Below are 13,829 nucleotides of genomic sequence, written 5' to 3'. Positions count from 1 at the left end.
CCGCCGGCCGGCTCAGCTCCCTTCGTCGGGGATACTCAGGACCTCGCCGCAGGCCTTGCAATGCACGGCATCCGGCTCGTGGCGCTGCAAACCGCAGCGCGGACAGGGGAAGCGAACCTTCGCCGGGCGGAACAGCGACTGCGCCAGGCGCAGGAACAGCGTGACACCGCAGAACATGATCACCACCGTCAGCAGGCGGCCGCCCCGGCCCGGCAGGGTGATGTCCCCGAATCCGGTGGTGGTGAGGGCGGTGACGGTGAAATAGAGCGCGTCGGCATAGTCGCCGATCTGCGGGTTAGAGCGGTACTGCGTCTCATAGACCAACCCGGTCATGATGAAGATGAACACCATCAGGTCCGCACCCGCGACCACGGTGTCCTCGTTGCGCTGGAAGGTCGGAAAGTCCCGCCGGAGCCGCGCCAGGAGCCTCTGTGAGCGGAGCAACCGGATCACCCGCAACGCGCGTAGGAAGCCCGCAGCGGCCCCGAGGGCGGGGATGAGGAAGCAGATGATGGCCACCGCATCCGCGATGGTCGCCGGATGGGCGAGTTCGCGCAGCGGACGTGGCCCGGCCCGAACCCGGGCCACGAACTCGGCCAGCAGGACAAGCCCGAGCAGCGTATCCGCAATCTCCACCGCCACGGTCCGCTCGAGGAAGGAGGTGCCGATGATGAACAGCACGGTCACCGCATCGAGCAGCAGCAGTCCGTAGCGGAAGCGCACCGCGCGCGGCGTATCCCTGAAATAGAGCTCCCGGAACAGGCGGCGATCGGCCGGAAGGGTTGCGGGCGCTGCTTGCAGCCTGGCGGGCTGGGGCGTCTTCACGCGGCAAGGTGCCGGCCGGGCCGCCGGGGCCGGGCGCAGGATAGAATGAGACAATCAATCATGCTGCCGGCCTCATGAAGAAACGGTCTGTTGCCGCATGGCGACTGGGATAACGCCGCCATCCGCCACCACCAAGGCTACAGGAGGCACTTGACTCGGAAGGGTTTAGATATATCTAAACTTCGATATATCGATAGTGCTCCAGAGAACGCCGATGTTCCATGCCTTCCGCGACCACCATTGTAACCACGAGAGGCGCCGCTTCCACCGCGGAGGACCCCGATTCGGGCACCACATGGGTGGGAGGGGCGGCCGCTTCTTCGAGAGTGGCGACCTGCGCCTGGTGATCCTGCGCCTGATCGCCGAGCGCCCCCGGCATGGCTATGAGCTCATCAAGGCCATCGAGGAGCGGCTGGCGGGCGCCTATTCGCCCAGCCCCGGCGTCGTCTACCCGACCCTCACCTTGCTGGAGGAGCTTGGTCATATCGAGGTCGCCAGCACCGAGGGCGGCCGCAAGCTCTACGCGGTCACCCCTGAGGGGGAGCGGGTGCTGGCCGAGGGCAAGGCCGGGATCGACGCGCTCTTCGCCCGTATGGAAGCCGCCGCCGGCGCGCGCCCGGGGGGCGCGGCGCTGCAGGCGGTGCGGGCCATGCACAACCTGAAGATGGCCCTGCGGCTCCGCCTCACCCGTGGTTCGCTTTCGGAGGAGCAGCTGCAGCGGATCGTCACCCTGATCGACGAGGCGGCCGTGCGGGTGGAGCGCGTCTGATGGCGGAGATGATGGAGGGCCGCCTCGGCCGACGCGTGCGGCACGAGCTGCGCCGCCGGATCTTGGAGGTGCGGCGCGTAACCCGGATCACGCCCCGCATGCTGCGCGTGACGCTGGCGGGACCCGACCTGGAAGGCTTCACCAGCGCCTCCTTCGACGACCATGTGAAGCTCTTCTTCCCCTCGCCGGGCGAGGCGGAGCCGACCCTGCCCGAACTGGGCCCGAATGGCCCGGTCTTCCCCGAGGGGGCGCCGCGTCCCGCCGCGCGAGACTACACGCCGCGCCGTCACGATGCCGCGCGCGGAGAGTTGGAGATTGACTTCGCCCTGCATGAGGCTGGCCCGGCCACCGAATGGGCCGAGCAAGCCACACCCGGCCAGAAGCTCGGCGTGGGCGGTCCGCGCGGCTCCTTCATCCTGCCGGACGACCTCGACTGGTACCTGCTGGTGGCGGACGAGACGGGGCTTCCCGCCATCTCCCGCCGGCTGGAGGAACTGCCCGGGACGGCGCGGATCACCGCGGTGATCGAGGTGGCCGACGCGGGCGAACGCCAGGAGCTTCCGTCACGCCCGGGAATCGAGCTGGTCTGGCTTGACCGCAACGGCGCTGCGCCCGGATCGCCGGACCGGTTGGTGGCGGCCGTCGAGGCGCTGACCCTGCCGAGCGGCGGGGGCGATGCCTGGGTCGCCTGCGAGTCGGACGTGGCGCGCCGCCTGCGCCGCGTCCTGCTGGATCGCCACGGCCTGCCGAAGGAACGGGTGAAGGCCGCCGGCTACTGGCGCCGCGGCGCCATCGCCTCGCACAACACGGTCGAGGACTGAGCAAGCCCTACTTGCGGCCGAGCATGTGGAACTCCGTGTTCGGCCGCAGGTCGGTCGCATTCGCCAAGCGGTTGGACATGGAGAAGAAGGCGGCGATGGCGCCGATGTCCCAGGCCTCGTCCTCGGTGAAGCCAGCCTTGGCAAGCCCCTCGTGGTCCTCGTCCCCCACCAGGTGCGACTGGGTGGCCACCTTCAGCGCATAGTCGAGCATTGCCCGCTGGCGCGGCGGCAGCCCAGCCTTGCGATAATTGGTCGCCACCAGATCGGCAACCAACGAGTCCTTCGCCCGCACGCGCAGGATCGCACCATGCGCGACCACGCAGTACTGGCAGGAATGCGCGGCGGAGACGGCCACCACGATCATCTCGCGCTCGGCCGCCGTCAGCCCCTCGCGCTTCTCCATGAGCGCGTCGTGATAGGCCACGAAGGCGCGGAACTCCTCCGGGCGGCGGGCCAGCAGCAGGAAGACATTGGGCACGAAGCCCGCCTTCTCCTGCACCGCCAGGATACGCTCGCGGATGTCCTCCGGCAGCGTGCCCAACTCCGGCACAGGGTAGCGGAAGGGGCGGGGGGCGTCTTTGGCCATGGGCATTTCCGTGTGGTGGGCGCCCTCCGGAGCGGGCGCCTCCTCACGCTAGACCCTCAGGGCCGTACTGGTCAGCCCCGCAGCGTCGCCCCGGTCGCCTTGGCGACGGCCGCGACCACCTTGGCGACGGCCGCCTCAATCTCCGCATCCGTCAACGTCCGCTCGCGCGGCTGCAGCACCACTTCCAGCGCCAGCGAAACCTTGCCCTCCGGCAACCGCTCGCCCGCATAGCGGTCGAACAGCGAAACCTCGGCGATGAGGTTCCGCTCGGCATTGCGCGCGGCGCGCAGCAGCGCATCGGCCTGCACCTCCCGATCCACGAGGAAGGCCAGATCGCGGCGGACCGGCTGGAAGGCCGGCAGGTCAGGCGCAGACTTCTTCTTCCGCTTCGGCTCGGGGATGGAATCCAGCAGCACCTCGAAGGCAACGGCCGGTCCGTCGATGCCGAGGGCGGAGAGCACGCGCGGATGCAGCTCGCCGAAGCGCGCGAGCGGCAGCTTCGGCCCGCTGCGCAGGATTCCGGAACGGCCCGGGTGGTAATGCGCCGGCGCGTCGGTCGTGACCGTCAGCGCGGCCGGTGAGACGCCCAGCGCCAGCAGCACCGTGAGCGCATCGCCCTTGGCATCCAGCGCATCCACCGCACGCGGCTTCACATCCCAGTGGCGTGGCGTCTGCCCCAGCCGCAGCCCGGCGGCAGTGGCAAGCTGCCCCTCCGGCGTCGGCGCGACATAGGAGGCGCCGATCTCAAAGAGCGACACATCCGGATAGCCCCGCGCCGCGTTGCGCCCGGCGGCTTGCAGCAGGGTCGCGACGGGGCTCGGCCGCATCTGGTCCAGGTCGGCGGCGATCGGGTTCTCCACCCGCAATGCCTCCGGCACCGCCCCGAACAGCGCCGCGGTGTCTCGTGCGGTGAAGCCGAAGGTGACGGCCTCGGCCAGCCCGCGCGAGGCCAGCACACGCCGCGCCAGGGCCGCGCGGCTCTGGCGCGGGGTGAGGGAGGGCAGGGGAAGCGGACTGCCGACGGGCAGGGAGACGGAGGGAATGGCATCCAGCCCCTCCAGCCGCAGCACTTCCTCCAGCAGATCGCACTCGGCCTCGACCGCCTCGACTCCCTCGGCGGCCGCCTTGGCACGGGCCGGGTCGATCCCCGGCTCCTGGGTCAACTCCGTGCCGCCAGCACGGTAGGTGGAGCGGGAAGAGGCCACGTCATTCCGCCAGGACGGTACCGCGACCGTCACCTCGGCCGCATCCTTCGCCTTCACCACGAAGCCCAGCTTCTCCAGCGAAGCCACGGCGCGTTCCGCCGGGATGGAGGAGCCGCCGAGCCCCGCAATACGCTCGAAGCGCAGCGTGGCCTCGCGCTGCCAAGCGGGTTCCGCCCCGGCTTCGGAGATCGTGCTCGCCTCGCCGCCACAAAGCTCGATGATCATCCGCGTCGCGGCTTCGAGCATGTCGCGCTGCGCCGCCGGGTCCAGCCCGCGCTCGTTGCGCGCGCGCGCATCGCTATGCACCTGGTGGCGGCGGCCGGTGAGGGCGATCCGCACCGGATCGAACAGCGCGCATTCAACGAAGACCTCGCGCGTGTTCTCGTCGCAGCCCGTCGACTCGCCGCCAACGATGGCCGCCAAGCTTTCCACCCCGGCCGCATCGGTGATGACGATGTCCTCGGGCGTCGGGCGGTAGGTCTTGCCGTTCAGCGCCTCGTACTCGTCGCCCTCGCGGCCGAGGCGCATGGTGAGGGTGCGCCCCTTCACCTTCGCCACGTCAAAGACGTGCAGCGGGCGGCCGAGATCGAAGGTGAAGTAATTGGTCACATCGACCAGCGTGTTGATCGGGCGCAGCCCGATCGCCGCCAGCCGGTCCTGCAGCCACTTGGGCGAGGGGCCATTCGTCACGCCCCGCACCGCGCGGCCCAGCACCTGGATGCAGGCGCGCGGATCCTCGATCACCCAATCCAGCGGCGTCGGATAAGCGGGTGCCACCGGCTCCGGCTTCCAGGGTTTCAGCGTGCCGATCCCGGCGGCCGCCAGGTCGCGCGCCACGCCGCGCACGGCGAGCGCATCGCCGCGGTTGGGGGTGACGCTGATCTCGATCACGGGGTCGCCGAGCCCGGCCCATTCGGCATAGGGCATGCCGAGCGGCGCGTCCTCAGGCAGGTCCACGATGCCGCTGTGGTCGTCACCGAGGCCCATCTCGCGGCTGGAGAGGAGCATCGCCTCGCTCTTCACGCCGCGGATCTCGCCGGCCTTCAGCGTGATGCCAGTGCCCGGCACGAAGGAGCCCGGCAGCGCCGCCACGGCCTTCATCCCAGCGCGCGCATTCGGCGCACCACAGACAACGGAGCGGATGGTGCCGTCGCCCACATCCACCTTCAGCGCCCGCAGGCGATCGGCATTCGGATGCTGCTCCGCCTCGAGCACATGGGCGATGCGGAAGGGCGCGAGGGCGGCGGCGCGGTCCTCCACGCCCTCCACCTCAAGCCCGATGGTGTTGAGCGTGGCCAGGATGGTCTCGAGCGACGCATCCGTGTCCAGATGGTCGCGCAGCCAGGAGAGGGTGAACTTCATCGTCGCCTCAGGCCGCGTCGTGCAGGGTGAAGGGGGAAAGCGGGCTGGTGGCGTAATGCCGCAGCCAGCGGAGGTCGGCCTCGTAGAAGGGCCGCAGGTCGGGAATGCCATGATTCAGCATGGTGATGCGCTCGATCCCCATGCCGAAGGCAAAGCCCTGCCACACCCGGGGATCCAGCCCGCAATTGGCCAGTACCTTGGGATGCACCATGCCGCTGCCGAGGATCTCCAGCCAGTCGCCGCCTTGCCCCAACTCGCCCGTCTTCCGGCTCCAGCCGATATCGACCTCCATGGAGGGCTCAGTGAAGGGGAAGTAGCTGCTGCGGAAGCGCACCGGCAGGTCGGCGATGCCGAAGAAGGCGCGCAGGAAGTCGATCAGCGTGCCCTTCAAATGGCCCATATGGATGTCGCGGCCGATCACCAGCCCCTCGACCTGATGGAACATCGGGGAATGCGTCGCGTCATGGTCGGCGCGCCAGGTGCGGCCGGGCACGATCACGCGGATCGGCGGCTCCTGAGTCAGCATGGTGCGGATCTGCACGGGGCTGGTGTGGGTGCGCAGCACGGGCCGGCGGCCACCCTCCGGCGGGGTCAGATAAAAGGTGTCGTGGTCCTGCCGGGCCGGGTGATGCTCGGGAATGTTGAGGGCGGAGAAGTTGTGCCAGTCACCCTCGATATCCGGCCCCTCGGCCACGGCGAATCCCATTGCGCCAAAGAGCGCGATCAGCTCCTCCATGGTGCGGGAGATCGGGTGGATGCTGCCAGCCTCGGGCCCGGTGGGCGCAAAGGGACGCGGGGGGAGGGACACGTCCATCCGCTCGGCCGCCAGCCTCGCATCGAGGGCGAAGGCCTCCAGTGTCACGCGTCGGTTCTCAAGGGCGCGCTCGATCTCGCCCTTGAGCACGTTCACCTCGGCGCCACGGGCGCGACGCTCCTCCGGCGGCAGGGCGCCGAGGCCCTTCAGCAACCCGGTGACCTGGCCGCTCTTGCCGAGGGCGGCGACGCGCACGGCGTCCAGCGCGCGCAGGTCCTCCGCACCGGCCATCGCCGCCTCGATGTCGGCGCGCAGCATGTCGAGATCGTCAGCCATTCCCGAACCTGATCCTGATCCTGGCGGGGACCGCATGGCGGACCGGATCGGTCCTGCGGCCGGGCCTGATATGACGAAGGCCGCGCCGCCAGGATTATCCTGGCGGGAGCGGCCCCCGGCGTTTCGGTGGCGACCCTCGCGGGCCGCCATGATGGGCCCCGCCTTGCGGCGGGACGCTCGACTCAGGCGTTCTGGGCCGGGAGGGACGCCTTGGCCTTCTCGACGAGGGCCGCAAAGGACGTGGCATCGTCATAGGCGATCGCGGCCAGCACCTTGCGGTCCAGCTCGATCCCCGCGGCCTTCAGGCCGGCGATGAAGCGGGAATAGACGATCCCGTTCTCGCGGCAGGCAGCGTTGATGCGCTGGATCCACAGGCCACGGAAGTCGCGCTTCTTGTTGCGGCGGTCGCGGTAGGCGTACTGCAGCGCCTTCTCGACCCGCTCGAGAGCCGGGCGGAAGGCGGTGGAGGAACGACCCACATAGCCCTTGGCGAGCTTGAGGACCTTCTTGTGACGGGCGTGGGCGGTTACGCCGCGCTTAACACGAGCCATTGATTTGTCTCCTCTCGCTTACCGGGGCAGGCCGTAGGGCAGCCACTGCATGACGGTCTTGGCGTCCTGATCGCGCAGCACCTGATTGCCGCGGTTCTGGCGCTTCACCTTCTGCGAACGGGCGGAGAGGTTGTGGCGCTTCTTGCCCGGGCCGGCGAGAACCTTGCCGGTGGCCGTGATCTTGAAGCGCTTCTTGGCCGAAGACGTCGTCTTCATCTTGGGCATTTGGTCCTCCTCATGGTCGGGGGATGGACGGCCCCACCTTGCGCCGTCCCCTTTCGGGAACAGGCCGCACCATGCGGCGGGGGCCGGGACCACGGCCGGGCAGCCCAGAGAAGCCCGGTGCGCGTGGAGGGGCGCGGTATAGGCGATGGGGGAGGGCGGGGCAAGGGTTGTGCCGATCCTGGCGTTCCACCCCTCATTCGCGCCAGGATGCCGCCGAGATGATTGCCTTCCTCTCCGACATCCATGCCAACCGCGAGGCCCTCTCGGCCTGCCTGGACCACGCCGACCGCGCGGGCGCGACACGCTATGTCTTCCTCGGCGACTATGTCGGATATGGCGCCGATCCCGCCTGGTGCCTCCGCACCGTCATGGCCCGTATCGCCGACGGCGCCGTCGCCATCCTCGGCAACCACGATGAGGCGGTGTTCCGCCGCGGCACCGCCCTGCACGGCCGCGCCGGGGAGGCGATGGCCTGGACCCGCGAGCAGCTCAGCCCGGATGCCGCCGATTTCCTGAAGACCCTCCCTCTCGAATATGCTGAGGAGGACCGCCTCTACGTCCATGCTGACGCCTCCGCGCCCGAGGATTGGCATTATGTTTTCAGCGCCGAGGAAGCGCGCCGCAGCCTGGAGGCCACCCCGGCGCGGCTGACGATCTGCGGCCATGTCCATGTCCCGCGCCTCTTCGGCCTGACCGCGACGGACAAGTGCACCGCCTTCACCCCCGCCCCCGACTCCCCGGTGCCGCTCGCTCCCGCCCGCCGCTGGCTTGCCGTGATGGGCGCCGTCGGTCAGCCCCGGGACGGTGATCCCTCCGCCTGCTACGCGCTGCTGGACCCTGGGACATCGGAACTCCGCTGGATGCGCGTGCCCTATGACGTGGAGACCGCAGCGGCCAAGATCCGCCGCGCGGGGCTGCCGGCAAGCCTCGCCACCCGCCTTTTCACTGGCAGTTGAGACCGCGCGTGATGGCCCATCGGCGCCCGCGCCAGGGCGACAGGCTGGATGGCTTCACCCTCGGCGCCAGGCTGCACGAGGGCGGCATGTCGGCAATCTTCGAGGCGACCCACCCAGACCATCCCTTTCCGCTGCTGGTGAAGCTCCCCTTCATCGATCTGGGGGACCGGGCCGAGATTGTCTCCTTCGAAATGGAGCAGATGATCCTGCCTCGGCTGACCGGCCCGCATGTCCCGGGCTTCATCGCGGCGGCAGGCTTCGAGGCGCCGCAGCCCTATCTGGCGATGGAGCGGATTCCGGGCCCCTCCCTCCTGATCCGCCTCCGTGAGCTGCCGCTGCCGGTGGAGGAGGTGGCGGCGATCGGCGCCAAGGTCGCGCTCGCCCTGGCCGCACTGCACCGCCAGCGCGTCTCCCATCTCGATGTGAAGCCCGCCAACATCCTGTTCCGCCCCACCCCGGACGGGCTGCGCGGCGATGCGGTGCTGGTGGATTTCGGCCTTTCCCATCACGGACACCTGCCGGACCTCATCGAGGAGGAGTTCCACATCCCCTACGGCACCGCGCCCTATATGGCCCCCGAGCAGGCCATGGGGCAGCGGGACGAGCCGCGCAGCGACCTCTTCGCCCTGGGCGTGCTGCTCTACCAGTTCGTCACCGGCGTCCTCCCCTTCGGCGAGCCGCTGATGCTGAGCGGCGTCCGCAAGCGCCTGTGGCGCGATCCGGTGCCGCCCCGCCGCCTGCGCCCGGATTGCCCGCCCTGGATGCAGGAGACCATCCTCCGCTGCCTGGAGGTGGAGCCGGCCCGCCGCCACCCCACCGCCGCACAACTCGCCTTCGACCTGCGCAATCCCGATTCCGTGCGGCTGACGCCCCGCGCCACGAAGCTCCGGCGCGACAGCTGGTTGCGGGTGCTGGAGCGCCGCGTGAACCTCGATCGCTCGCCGCGCCGTGCCCGCACAGCCGCCACTGCCCATGCGGCGCCGATCATCGCCGTCGCTGTGGACCTTCGCGAGCAGACCGCGCCCCTTGCCGAGGCGCTCCGCGCCAGCGTCAGCAATGTCCTCCGTACCCTGCCGGGCGCGCGGGTGGCCTGCCTGAACGTGCTGCTGACCGGCACCCTGACCGGCGATGCCCCGCTGGACGAGGAAGGCCGCTCCGCCCGCGTCCAGCGACAGGCGGAGTTGCGCCACTGGGCCGCGCCTCTGGGGCTGGAGGAAGGCCGCATCACCTTTCATGTGCTGGAGGGTTCCAATGCCGCCGATGCGCTGCTCGACTATGCCGTGGCGAACGGGGTGGACCATGTTGTGATGGGCGCGCGGGCGAATTCGATGCTGCGGACCATGCTGGGCTCGGTCTCGGGCGAAGTGGCGGCGAAGGCGCCCTGCAGCGTCACCGTGGTGCGCGCGCGGGAGCAGGCGGCATGAATCAGGAGCAGGACACCGGCCTCGGCCGCTGGGATCGGCGCTATCTCGGCCTGGCCGCGCATATCCGGCAGTGGTCCAAGGACCCGCGCGGCCGCGTCGGCGCCGTGCTGGTGGCACCGGAGCTGAACCGCATCGTCGCCACCGGCTTCAACGGCTTCCCCAGCCGGGTGGAGGACGACGTCGACCGCCTGTCCGACAAGCCCACCAAGCTCGAGATGATGGTGCATGCCGAGCAGTCGGCGCTGCTCTTCGCTGGCCGGGAGGCGCGGGGCTGCACCCTGTATGTCGTGGGCAAGCCCGTCTGCAATCACTGCGCCGTACTCTCGATCCAAGCCGGCATCCGCCGCGTGGTGGCGGCGCCACCGCGCAACGGCACGCGCTCCGAATGGGACCGGCGCGGCCATATCTCGGCGCGACTCTTCACCGAGGCCGGGCTGCGCTTCGACCCGGTTCCGGAAGACCTCCTCGCCACGCTGATGCCCGGCGAGGCCGGCGCCGCGACGACGCTCGACCCGACGCCGACACCCGCCGGATAGGCGGACCATGCACGCCGGAGCATCCCCGCGCAGCCCTGGCCGCTTCCGGCGCGGCGCTGCGACGCCTATATCGACGGCGCGATGATCATCCCTTTCCGCAAGATGCACGGCCTCGGTAACGACTTTGTCGTGCTGGACGCCCGCGCCGCGCCACTGCCCATCACCCCCACCCGCGCCGCCGCCATCGCGGACCGCCGCACCGGCATCGGCTGCGACCAGTTCATCGTGATGGAGCCCGGCACGGACGGTGCCGATGTGTTCATGCGCATCCGCAACCCCGACGGCTCCGAGGCCGGCGCCTGCGGCAATGCGACCCGCTGCGTGGCCGAGCTGATGATGACTGAGGCTGCCTCCGGCGCCGTCGCCATCCGCACCATCGCCGGCGACCTGCCCGCCGAGCGCCTGCCGGACGGCAGCATCCGCGTCGATATGGGCCCCGCCAGGTTGGGCTGGCGCGAGGTGCCGTTGGCCCGGGAGATGGATACGCTGCACCTGCCGCTTTCCGCCGATGGTGTCTCCGACCCCGCCGCCTGCTCCATGGGCAACCCGCACGCCACCTTTTTCGTGCCCGAGCTGGACGCGCTGGACATCCCCCGCATCGGTCCGCTGCTGGAGCACGCCCCCCTCTTCCCGGAGCGCGCCAATATCGGCTTCGTGCAGGTTCTGGCGCCGGACCATCTGCGCCTGGTGGTGTGGGAGCGCGGAGCGGGCCTGACCCTCGCCTGCGGCACCGGCGCCTGCGCCGCCCTGGTGAATGCCGCACGCCGGGGGCTCTCCGCCCGCGAGGCCACCGTGTCGCTCCCGGGCGGTGACCTGCGAATCGCCTGGCGCGATGACGGGCATCTGCTGATGTCGGGCCCCACCGCGACCGCCTTCACCGGCATGATCGACCTCGACGCCTTCCCGGCGTGATGCGCCGCCCGCGACGAGAAAGCCTGACGAGAGAGGATGAGCGATGGCGCTGAAGGACCTCTGGGGCCGGCTGACCGGCCGCGCCACCACGCCCGAGCCCGAGGCGCCTCCTCCACCCGCGCGCGAGCCCGAAGCCCCGCCCATCGCGCCGCCGCCCCGGGAGGAGCCGGCTCCTGTCCGCGAACCCGAGCCGCCGGCGCAGGTCCCGGAGCCTGACCCGGGCACGGGCGATCCCCCACTCTCGCCGCCCCCCATCCAGGCGCGGCAGCCTGACCACCTCCTGCCCAAAATTTCCCCCGTTCCAGGCTTCTCCATGCCCGGCGCACCCTCCATTCCGGCCGAGGAGGGTGACTTCCCTCGCACGCCCGGGCCCGTCATGCCCGGCATCCCGGAGGAGCCGGACGCGGGCGATCTTCGGGTTGCCCTGCCGACGCCGCCCGAGCCACCGCCCGTGGAGCCCTCCGCGCCCGCGACCTTCCGCGAGGAGCCGCGCTCCGCACCGGACCTGCCGGATGTGGTACCGGCCGCTCCTGAGCCTGCCCCGGCCGGCGGCTTCTTCTCCCGCCTGAAAGCGGGCCTGTCCCGTTCCACCGCCCGTCTGACCGAAAACCTCACCGGCCTGTTTCGCAAGCGCCGCCTGGACGAGGCGGCGCTGGAGGAGCTGGAGGAGACGCTGATCACCGCCGATCTCGGCCTTCCCGCCGCTCAGCGCATTGTCGAGGGCTTCCGCCGCACCCGCTTCGGCAAGGAGGTCGGCGAGGATGAGGTGAAGGGCGCGCTGGCCGAGGAGATCGCCGCCATCCTCGCCCCTGTCGCCCAGCCGCTGCGCCCGGATTGGGACAAGAAGCCCTATGTCGTGCTCGTGGTTGGCGTGAACGGCACGGGCAAGACCACCACCATCGCCAAGCTCGCCCAGAACTACCGTGCCGAGGGCCGCCGCGTGATGATGGCCGCGGGCGACACCTTCCGCGCCGCCGCCGTGGAGCAGCTGCAGATCTGGGGCGAGCGCACCGGCAGCACCGTCGTCGCCCCGGCGAAGGAAGGGGCGGACGCCGCCGGCCTTGCCCATGAGGCGCTGCAGCGTGCCCGCGCCGAAGGCGCCGACATCCTGCTGATCGACACTGCGGGGCGGCTGCACAACAAGGCCGGGCTGATGGAGGAGCTGCGCAAGGTCGTCCGCGTGCTCCGCAAGCTGGACGAGGCTGTGCCCCATGCCGTGCTGCTGGTGTTGGACGCCACCACCGGCCAGAATGCCGTGCAGCAGTGCAAGGTGTTCCGCGAGATGGTGGATGTGACCGGCCTGGTCGTGACGAAGCTCGACGGCTCCGCGAAGGGCGGCGTCGTCGTGGCCCTGGCGCAGGAATTCGGTCTGCCTGTGCATGCCGTCGGCGTCGGTGAATCCGCCGCCGACCTCCGCCCTTTCGAGGCGCGGGACTATGCACGCTCCCTGGTGGGGCTTGAGGCATGAGGGAGGTCCGCTGGGAGCGGCTGACCGCCGCCGAGATCAACGAATGGGCGGCACGCGATGCCGCCGTGATCCTGCCCGTCGCCGCGCTCGAGCAGCACGGCCCGCACCTGCCGGTCTGGACCGACAGTCTGATCGGTCATGCCACCTGCATCCGGGCGGCGGAGCTGGTGACGGAAGACGCGCCCGCCCTCGTCCTGCCGCCCATGTGGCAGGGCATCAGCGAGCATCACCTTCCTTTCGGCGGCACGATCAGCCTTGACTTCAAGACGATGCAGGCGGTGATCGCCTGCGTCGCCCGCTCCGTCATGGCCTGCGGCTTCCGCAAGCTGTTCCTGGCCAATTCCCATGGCGGCAATGTCGAGCCGCTGATGGTGATCGCGCGCGAACTGGGCGCGGAGCTGGGCATTCCGGTGGTGACCGCGACAGTTCACCAGGCGGCTGCCGCCGCCATTGCCGGAATCCTCGAGACCCAATCCGGCACGAGGCATGCGTGCGAGGCGGAGACGAGCCTCTGGCTCGCCCTCGCGCCTGACCAGGTCCGCCAGGACAAGATCGCCGGTGCAATTTCGGAAGGCAGCCGCTCGGTCGGTAGCAGCGCCTTTCAGCGCTTCTGGTCCTTCGCCGAGCGGGCGCCCGGGACAGGCGTGCTGGGCGATCCGCGCGCCGCGACGGCGGAGAAGGGCGAACGCATCCTCGCCGCCATGGCCGAGGCCCTGGCGCGGGGCCTGCGCGACCCGCTCCTCTGGTCGAAGCCTGATGATGTCTGGACGCCCGGGCGGGCCGGGCGTGCCCCTCAGTAGCGGAAGGGAATCTGGAGCCGGGCACCCGGCGCCGGATCCCGGAACAGGCTGTCCTGCCGCTCCGTATAGTCGTTGCCGGGCTGCGCGCGGGTATCGGGCAGGCGGCGAGGCTCGATGAACTCCGGCCGGATCCGCACGACGTCGCCCGCATAGGGCTGGCGTGGTGCTTCCAGGGAGCGGTTCGGCATGGGCGCGATGTCGGCCTGGGGCGGCGGCGGCGGCGGCAGGGGCGGCGCTTCGGCGGCAGGCGGGTGATCGTCGGATTCGGCGACTCCATCACCGATGGTACCGCCTCCACC

14 protein-coding genes and 1 pseudogene are annotated in these 13,829 nt (G+C 70.4%); 8 read left to right on the top strand and 7 right to left on the bottom strand.

What is annotated here, in order from left to right; translation table 11 throughout:
• Positions 1–12 precede the first annotated feature (12 nt).
• Positions 13–825 carry a potassium channel family protein gene (locus tag GSE44_RS18605; protein ID WP_201306136.1) on the bottom strand — a complete coding sequence of 271 codons (813 nt, stop codon included), beginning with the start codon at positions 823–825 and terminating at the stop codon, positions 13–15.
• Positions 826–1,120: 295 nt separating this feature from the next.
• On the opposite strand from GSE44_RS18605, the gene GSE44_RS18600 reads away from it, so the two are divergent.
• Together GSE44_RS18600 and GSE44_RS18595 are read left to right on the top strand one after the other, a co-directional pair.
• Positions 1,121–1,594, top strand: coding sequence for a PadR family transcriptional regulator (locus GSE44_RS18600; RefSeq protein ID WP_235924938.1), 474 nt, complete (start codon positions 1,121–1,123; stop codon positions 1,592–1,594).
• Positions 1,594–2,415: a siderophore-interacting protein gene (locus GSE44_RS18595; protein WP_235924937.1), complete on the top strand. Its 822-nt coding sequence runs from the start codon at positions 1,594–1,596 to the stop codon at positions 2,413–2,415. The genes GSE44_RS18600 and GSE44_RS18595 overlap by 1 nt, the downstream gene beginning before the upstream one ends.
• 7 nt (positions 2,416–2,422) lie before the next feature.
• Here the strand turns inward: GSE44_RS18595 and GSE44_RS18590 are convergent, their stop codons facing one another.
• From GSE44_RS18590 to rpmI, 5 genes are all read right to left on the bottom strand, one after another.
• Entirely contained in the window at positions 2,423–3,001 is a 579-nt protein-coding gene (locus GSE44_RS18590) for a peroxidase-related enzyme (RefSeq protein ID WP_159350333.1), read from the bottom strand.
• 71 nt (positions 3,002–3,072) lie between these two features.
• A complete protein-coding gene (pheT, locus tag GSE44_RS18585; RefSeq protein WP_159350332.1) occupies positions 3,073–5,568 on the bottom strand; it encodes a phenylalanine--tRNA ligase subunit beta in 2,496 nt (831 codons plus the stop codon).
• A gap of 7 nt (positions 5,569–5,575) precedes the next feature.
• On the bottom strand, positions 5,576–6,658 hold the full coding sequence (pheS, locus tag GSE44_RS18580) for a phenylalanine--tRNA ligase subunit alpha (RefSeq protein WP_159350331.1): 1,083 nt from the start codon (positions 6,656–6,658) through the stop codon (positions 5,576–5,578).
• 182 nt (positions 6,659–6,840) lie between these two features.
• Positions 6,841–7,209, bottom strand: a complete 369-nt coding sequence (rplT, locus tag GSE44_RS18575; protein WP_159350330.1) for a 50S ribosomal protein L20 — start codon at positions 7,207–7,209, stop codon at positions 6,841–6,843.
• An 18-nt stretch (positions 7,210–7,227) separates the two neighbouring features.
• A complete protein-coding gene (gene rpmI / locus GSE44_RS18570; protein WP_073132793.1) occupies positions 7,228–7,434 on the bottom strand; it encodes a 50S ribosomal protein L35 in 207 nt (68 codons plus the stop codon).
• Positions 7,435–7,652: 218 nt separating this feature from the next.
• Here rpmI and GSE44_RS18565 point away from each other — a divergent pair, with 218 nt between their 5' ends.
• The 6 genes from GSE44_RS18565 to GSE44_RS18540 all read left to right on the top strand — a co-directional run bounded on the left by GSE44_RS18565 (position 7,653) and on the right by GSE44_RS18540 (position 13,530).
• Complete coding sequence (locus GSE44_RS18565) at positions 7,653–8,390, top strand: metallophosphoesterase family protein (RefSeq protein ID WP_159350329.1); 738 nt, start codon at positions 7,653–7,655, stop codon at positions 8,388–8,390.
• Between the two features lie 11 nt (positions 8,391–8,401).
• On the top strand, positions 8,402–9,814 hold the full coding sequence (locus GSE44_RS18560) for a bifunctional serine/threonine-protein kinase/universal stress protein (RefSeq protein WP_159350328.1): 1,413 nt from the start codon (positions 8,402–8,404) through the stop codon (positions 9,812–9,814).
• A complete protein-coding gene (locus GSE44_RS18555; RefSeq protein ID WP_159350327.1) occupies positions 9,811–10,350 on the top strand; it encodes a deoxycytidylate deaminase in 540 nt (179 codons plus the stop codon). The genes GSE44_RS18560 and GSE44_RS18555 overlap by 4 nt, the downstream gene beginning before the upstream one ends.
• A gap of 81 nt (positions 10,351–10,431) precedes the next feature.
• Positions 10,432–11,262, top strand: coding sequence for a diaminopimelate epimerase (gene dapF / locus GSE44_RS18550; protein WP_159350326.1), 831 nt, complete (start codon positions 10,432–10,434; stop codon positions 11,260–11,262).
• Positions 11,263–11,575: 313 nt separating this feature from the next.
• A complete protein-coding gene (gene ftsY, locus GSE44_RS18545) occupies positions 11,576–12,730 on the top strand; it encodes a signal recognition particle-docking protein FtsY (RefSeq protein WP_408015121.1) in 1,155 nt (384 codons plus the stop codon).
• The gene (locus GSE44_RS18540) at positions 12,727–13,530 is read left to right on the top strand and encodes a creatininase family protein (RefSeq protein WP_159350325.1); all 804 of its coding nucleotides are present in this window, start codon (positions 12,727–12,729) and stop codon (positions 13,528–13,530) included. The genes ftsY and GSE44_RS18540 overlap by 4 nt, the downstream gene beginning before the upstream one ends.
• On the opposite strand, the pseudogene GSE44_RS18535 reads toward GSE44_RS18540, so the two are convergent.
• Positions 13,524–13,829: pseudogene (locus GSE44_RS18535) on the bottom strand (hypothetical protein); the annotation flags it as partial. The gene GSE44_RS18540 and the pseudogene GSE44_RS18535 sit on opposite strands and share 7 nt — an antisense overlap.

This window comes from Muricoccus harenae, assembly GCF_009848505.1.
In the GTDB taxonomy this organism is placed as follows: Bacteria; Pseudomonadota; Alphaproteobacteria; order Acetobacterales; family Acetobacteraceae; genus Roseomonas; species Roseomonas harenae.
Note: the sequence above shows the minus strand (reverse complement) of the source record. Positions and strands in the feature narration are given on the sequence as shown.

Excerpts from the sequence above, each read along its gene's own strand:
- GSE44_RS18600 (WP_235924938.1), top strand. The coding sequence starts at position 1,121 with ATGGGTGGGAGGGGCGGCCGCTTCTTCGAGAGTGGCGACCTGCGCCTG.
- GSE44_RS18595 (WP_235924937.1), top strand. The coding sequence starts at position 1,594 with ATGGCGGAGATGATGGAGGGCCGCCTCGGCCGACGCGTGCGGCACGAG.
- GSE44_RS18590 (WP_159350333.1), bottom strand. The coding sequence starts at position 3,001 with ATGGCCAAAGACGCCCCCCGCCCCTTCCGCTACCCTGTGCCGGAGTTG.
- pheT (WP_159350332.1), bottom strand. The coding sequence starts at position 5,568 with ATGAAGTTCACCCTCTCCTGGCTGCGCGACCATCTGGACACGGATGCG.
- pheS (WP_159350331.1), bottom strand. The coding sequence starts at position 6,658 with ATGGCTGACGATCTCGACATGCTGCGCGCCGACATCGAGGCGGCGATG.
- rplT (WP_159350330.1), bottom strand. The coding sequence starts at position 7,209 with ATGGCTCGTGTTAAGCGCGGCGTAACCGCCCACGCCCGTCACAAGAAG.
- rpmI (WP_073132793.1), bottom strand. The coding sequence starts at position 7,434 with ATGCCCAAGATGAAGACGACGTCTTCGGCCAAGAAGCGCTTCAAGATC.
- GSE44_RS18565 (WP_159350329.1), top strand. The coding sequence starts at position 7,653 with ATGATTGCCTTCCTCTCCGACATCCATGCCAACCGCGAGGCCCTCTCG.
- GSE44_RS18560 (WP_159350328.1), top strand. The coding sequence starts at position 8,402 with ATGGCCCATCGGCGCCCGCGCCAGGGCGACAGGCTGGATGGCTTCACC.
- GSE44_RS18555 (WP_159350327.1), top strand. The coding sequence starts at position 9,811 with ATGAATCAGGAGCAGGACACCGGCCTCGGCCGCTGGGATCGGCGCTAT.
- dapF (WP_159350326.1), top strand. The coding sequence starts at position 10,432 with ATGATCATCCCTTTCCGCAAGATGCACGGCCTCGGTAACGACTTTGTC.
- ftsY (WP_408015121.1), top strand. The coding sequence starts at position 11,576 with ATGCCCGGCGCACCCTCCATTCCGGCCGAGGAGGGTGACTTCCCTCGC.
- GSE44_RS18540 (WP_159350325.1), top strand. The coding sequence starts at position 12,727 with ATGAGGGAGGTCCGCTGGGAGCGGCTGACCGCCGCCGAGATCAACGAA.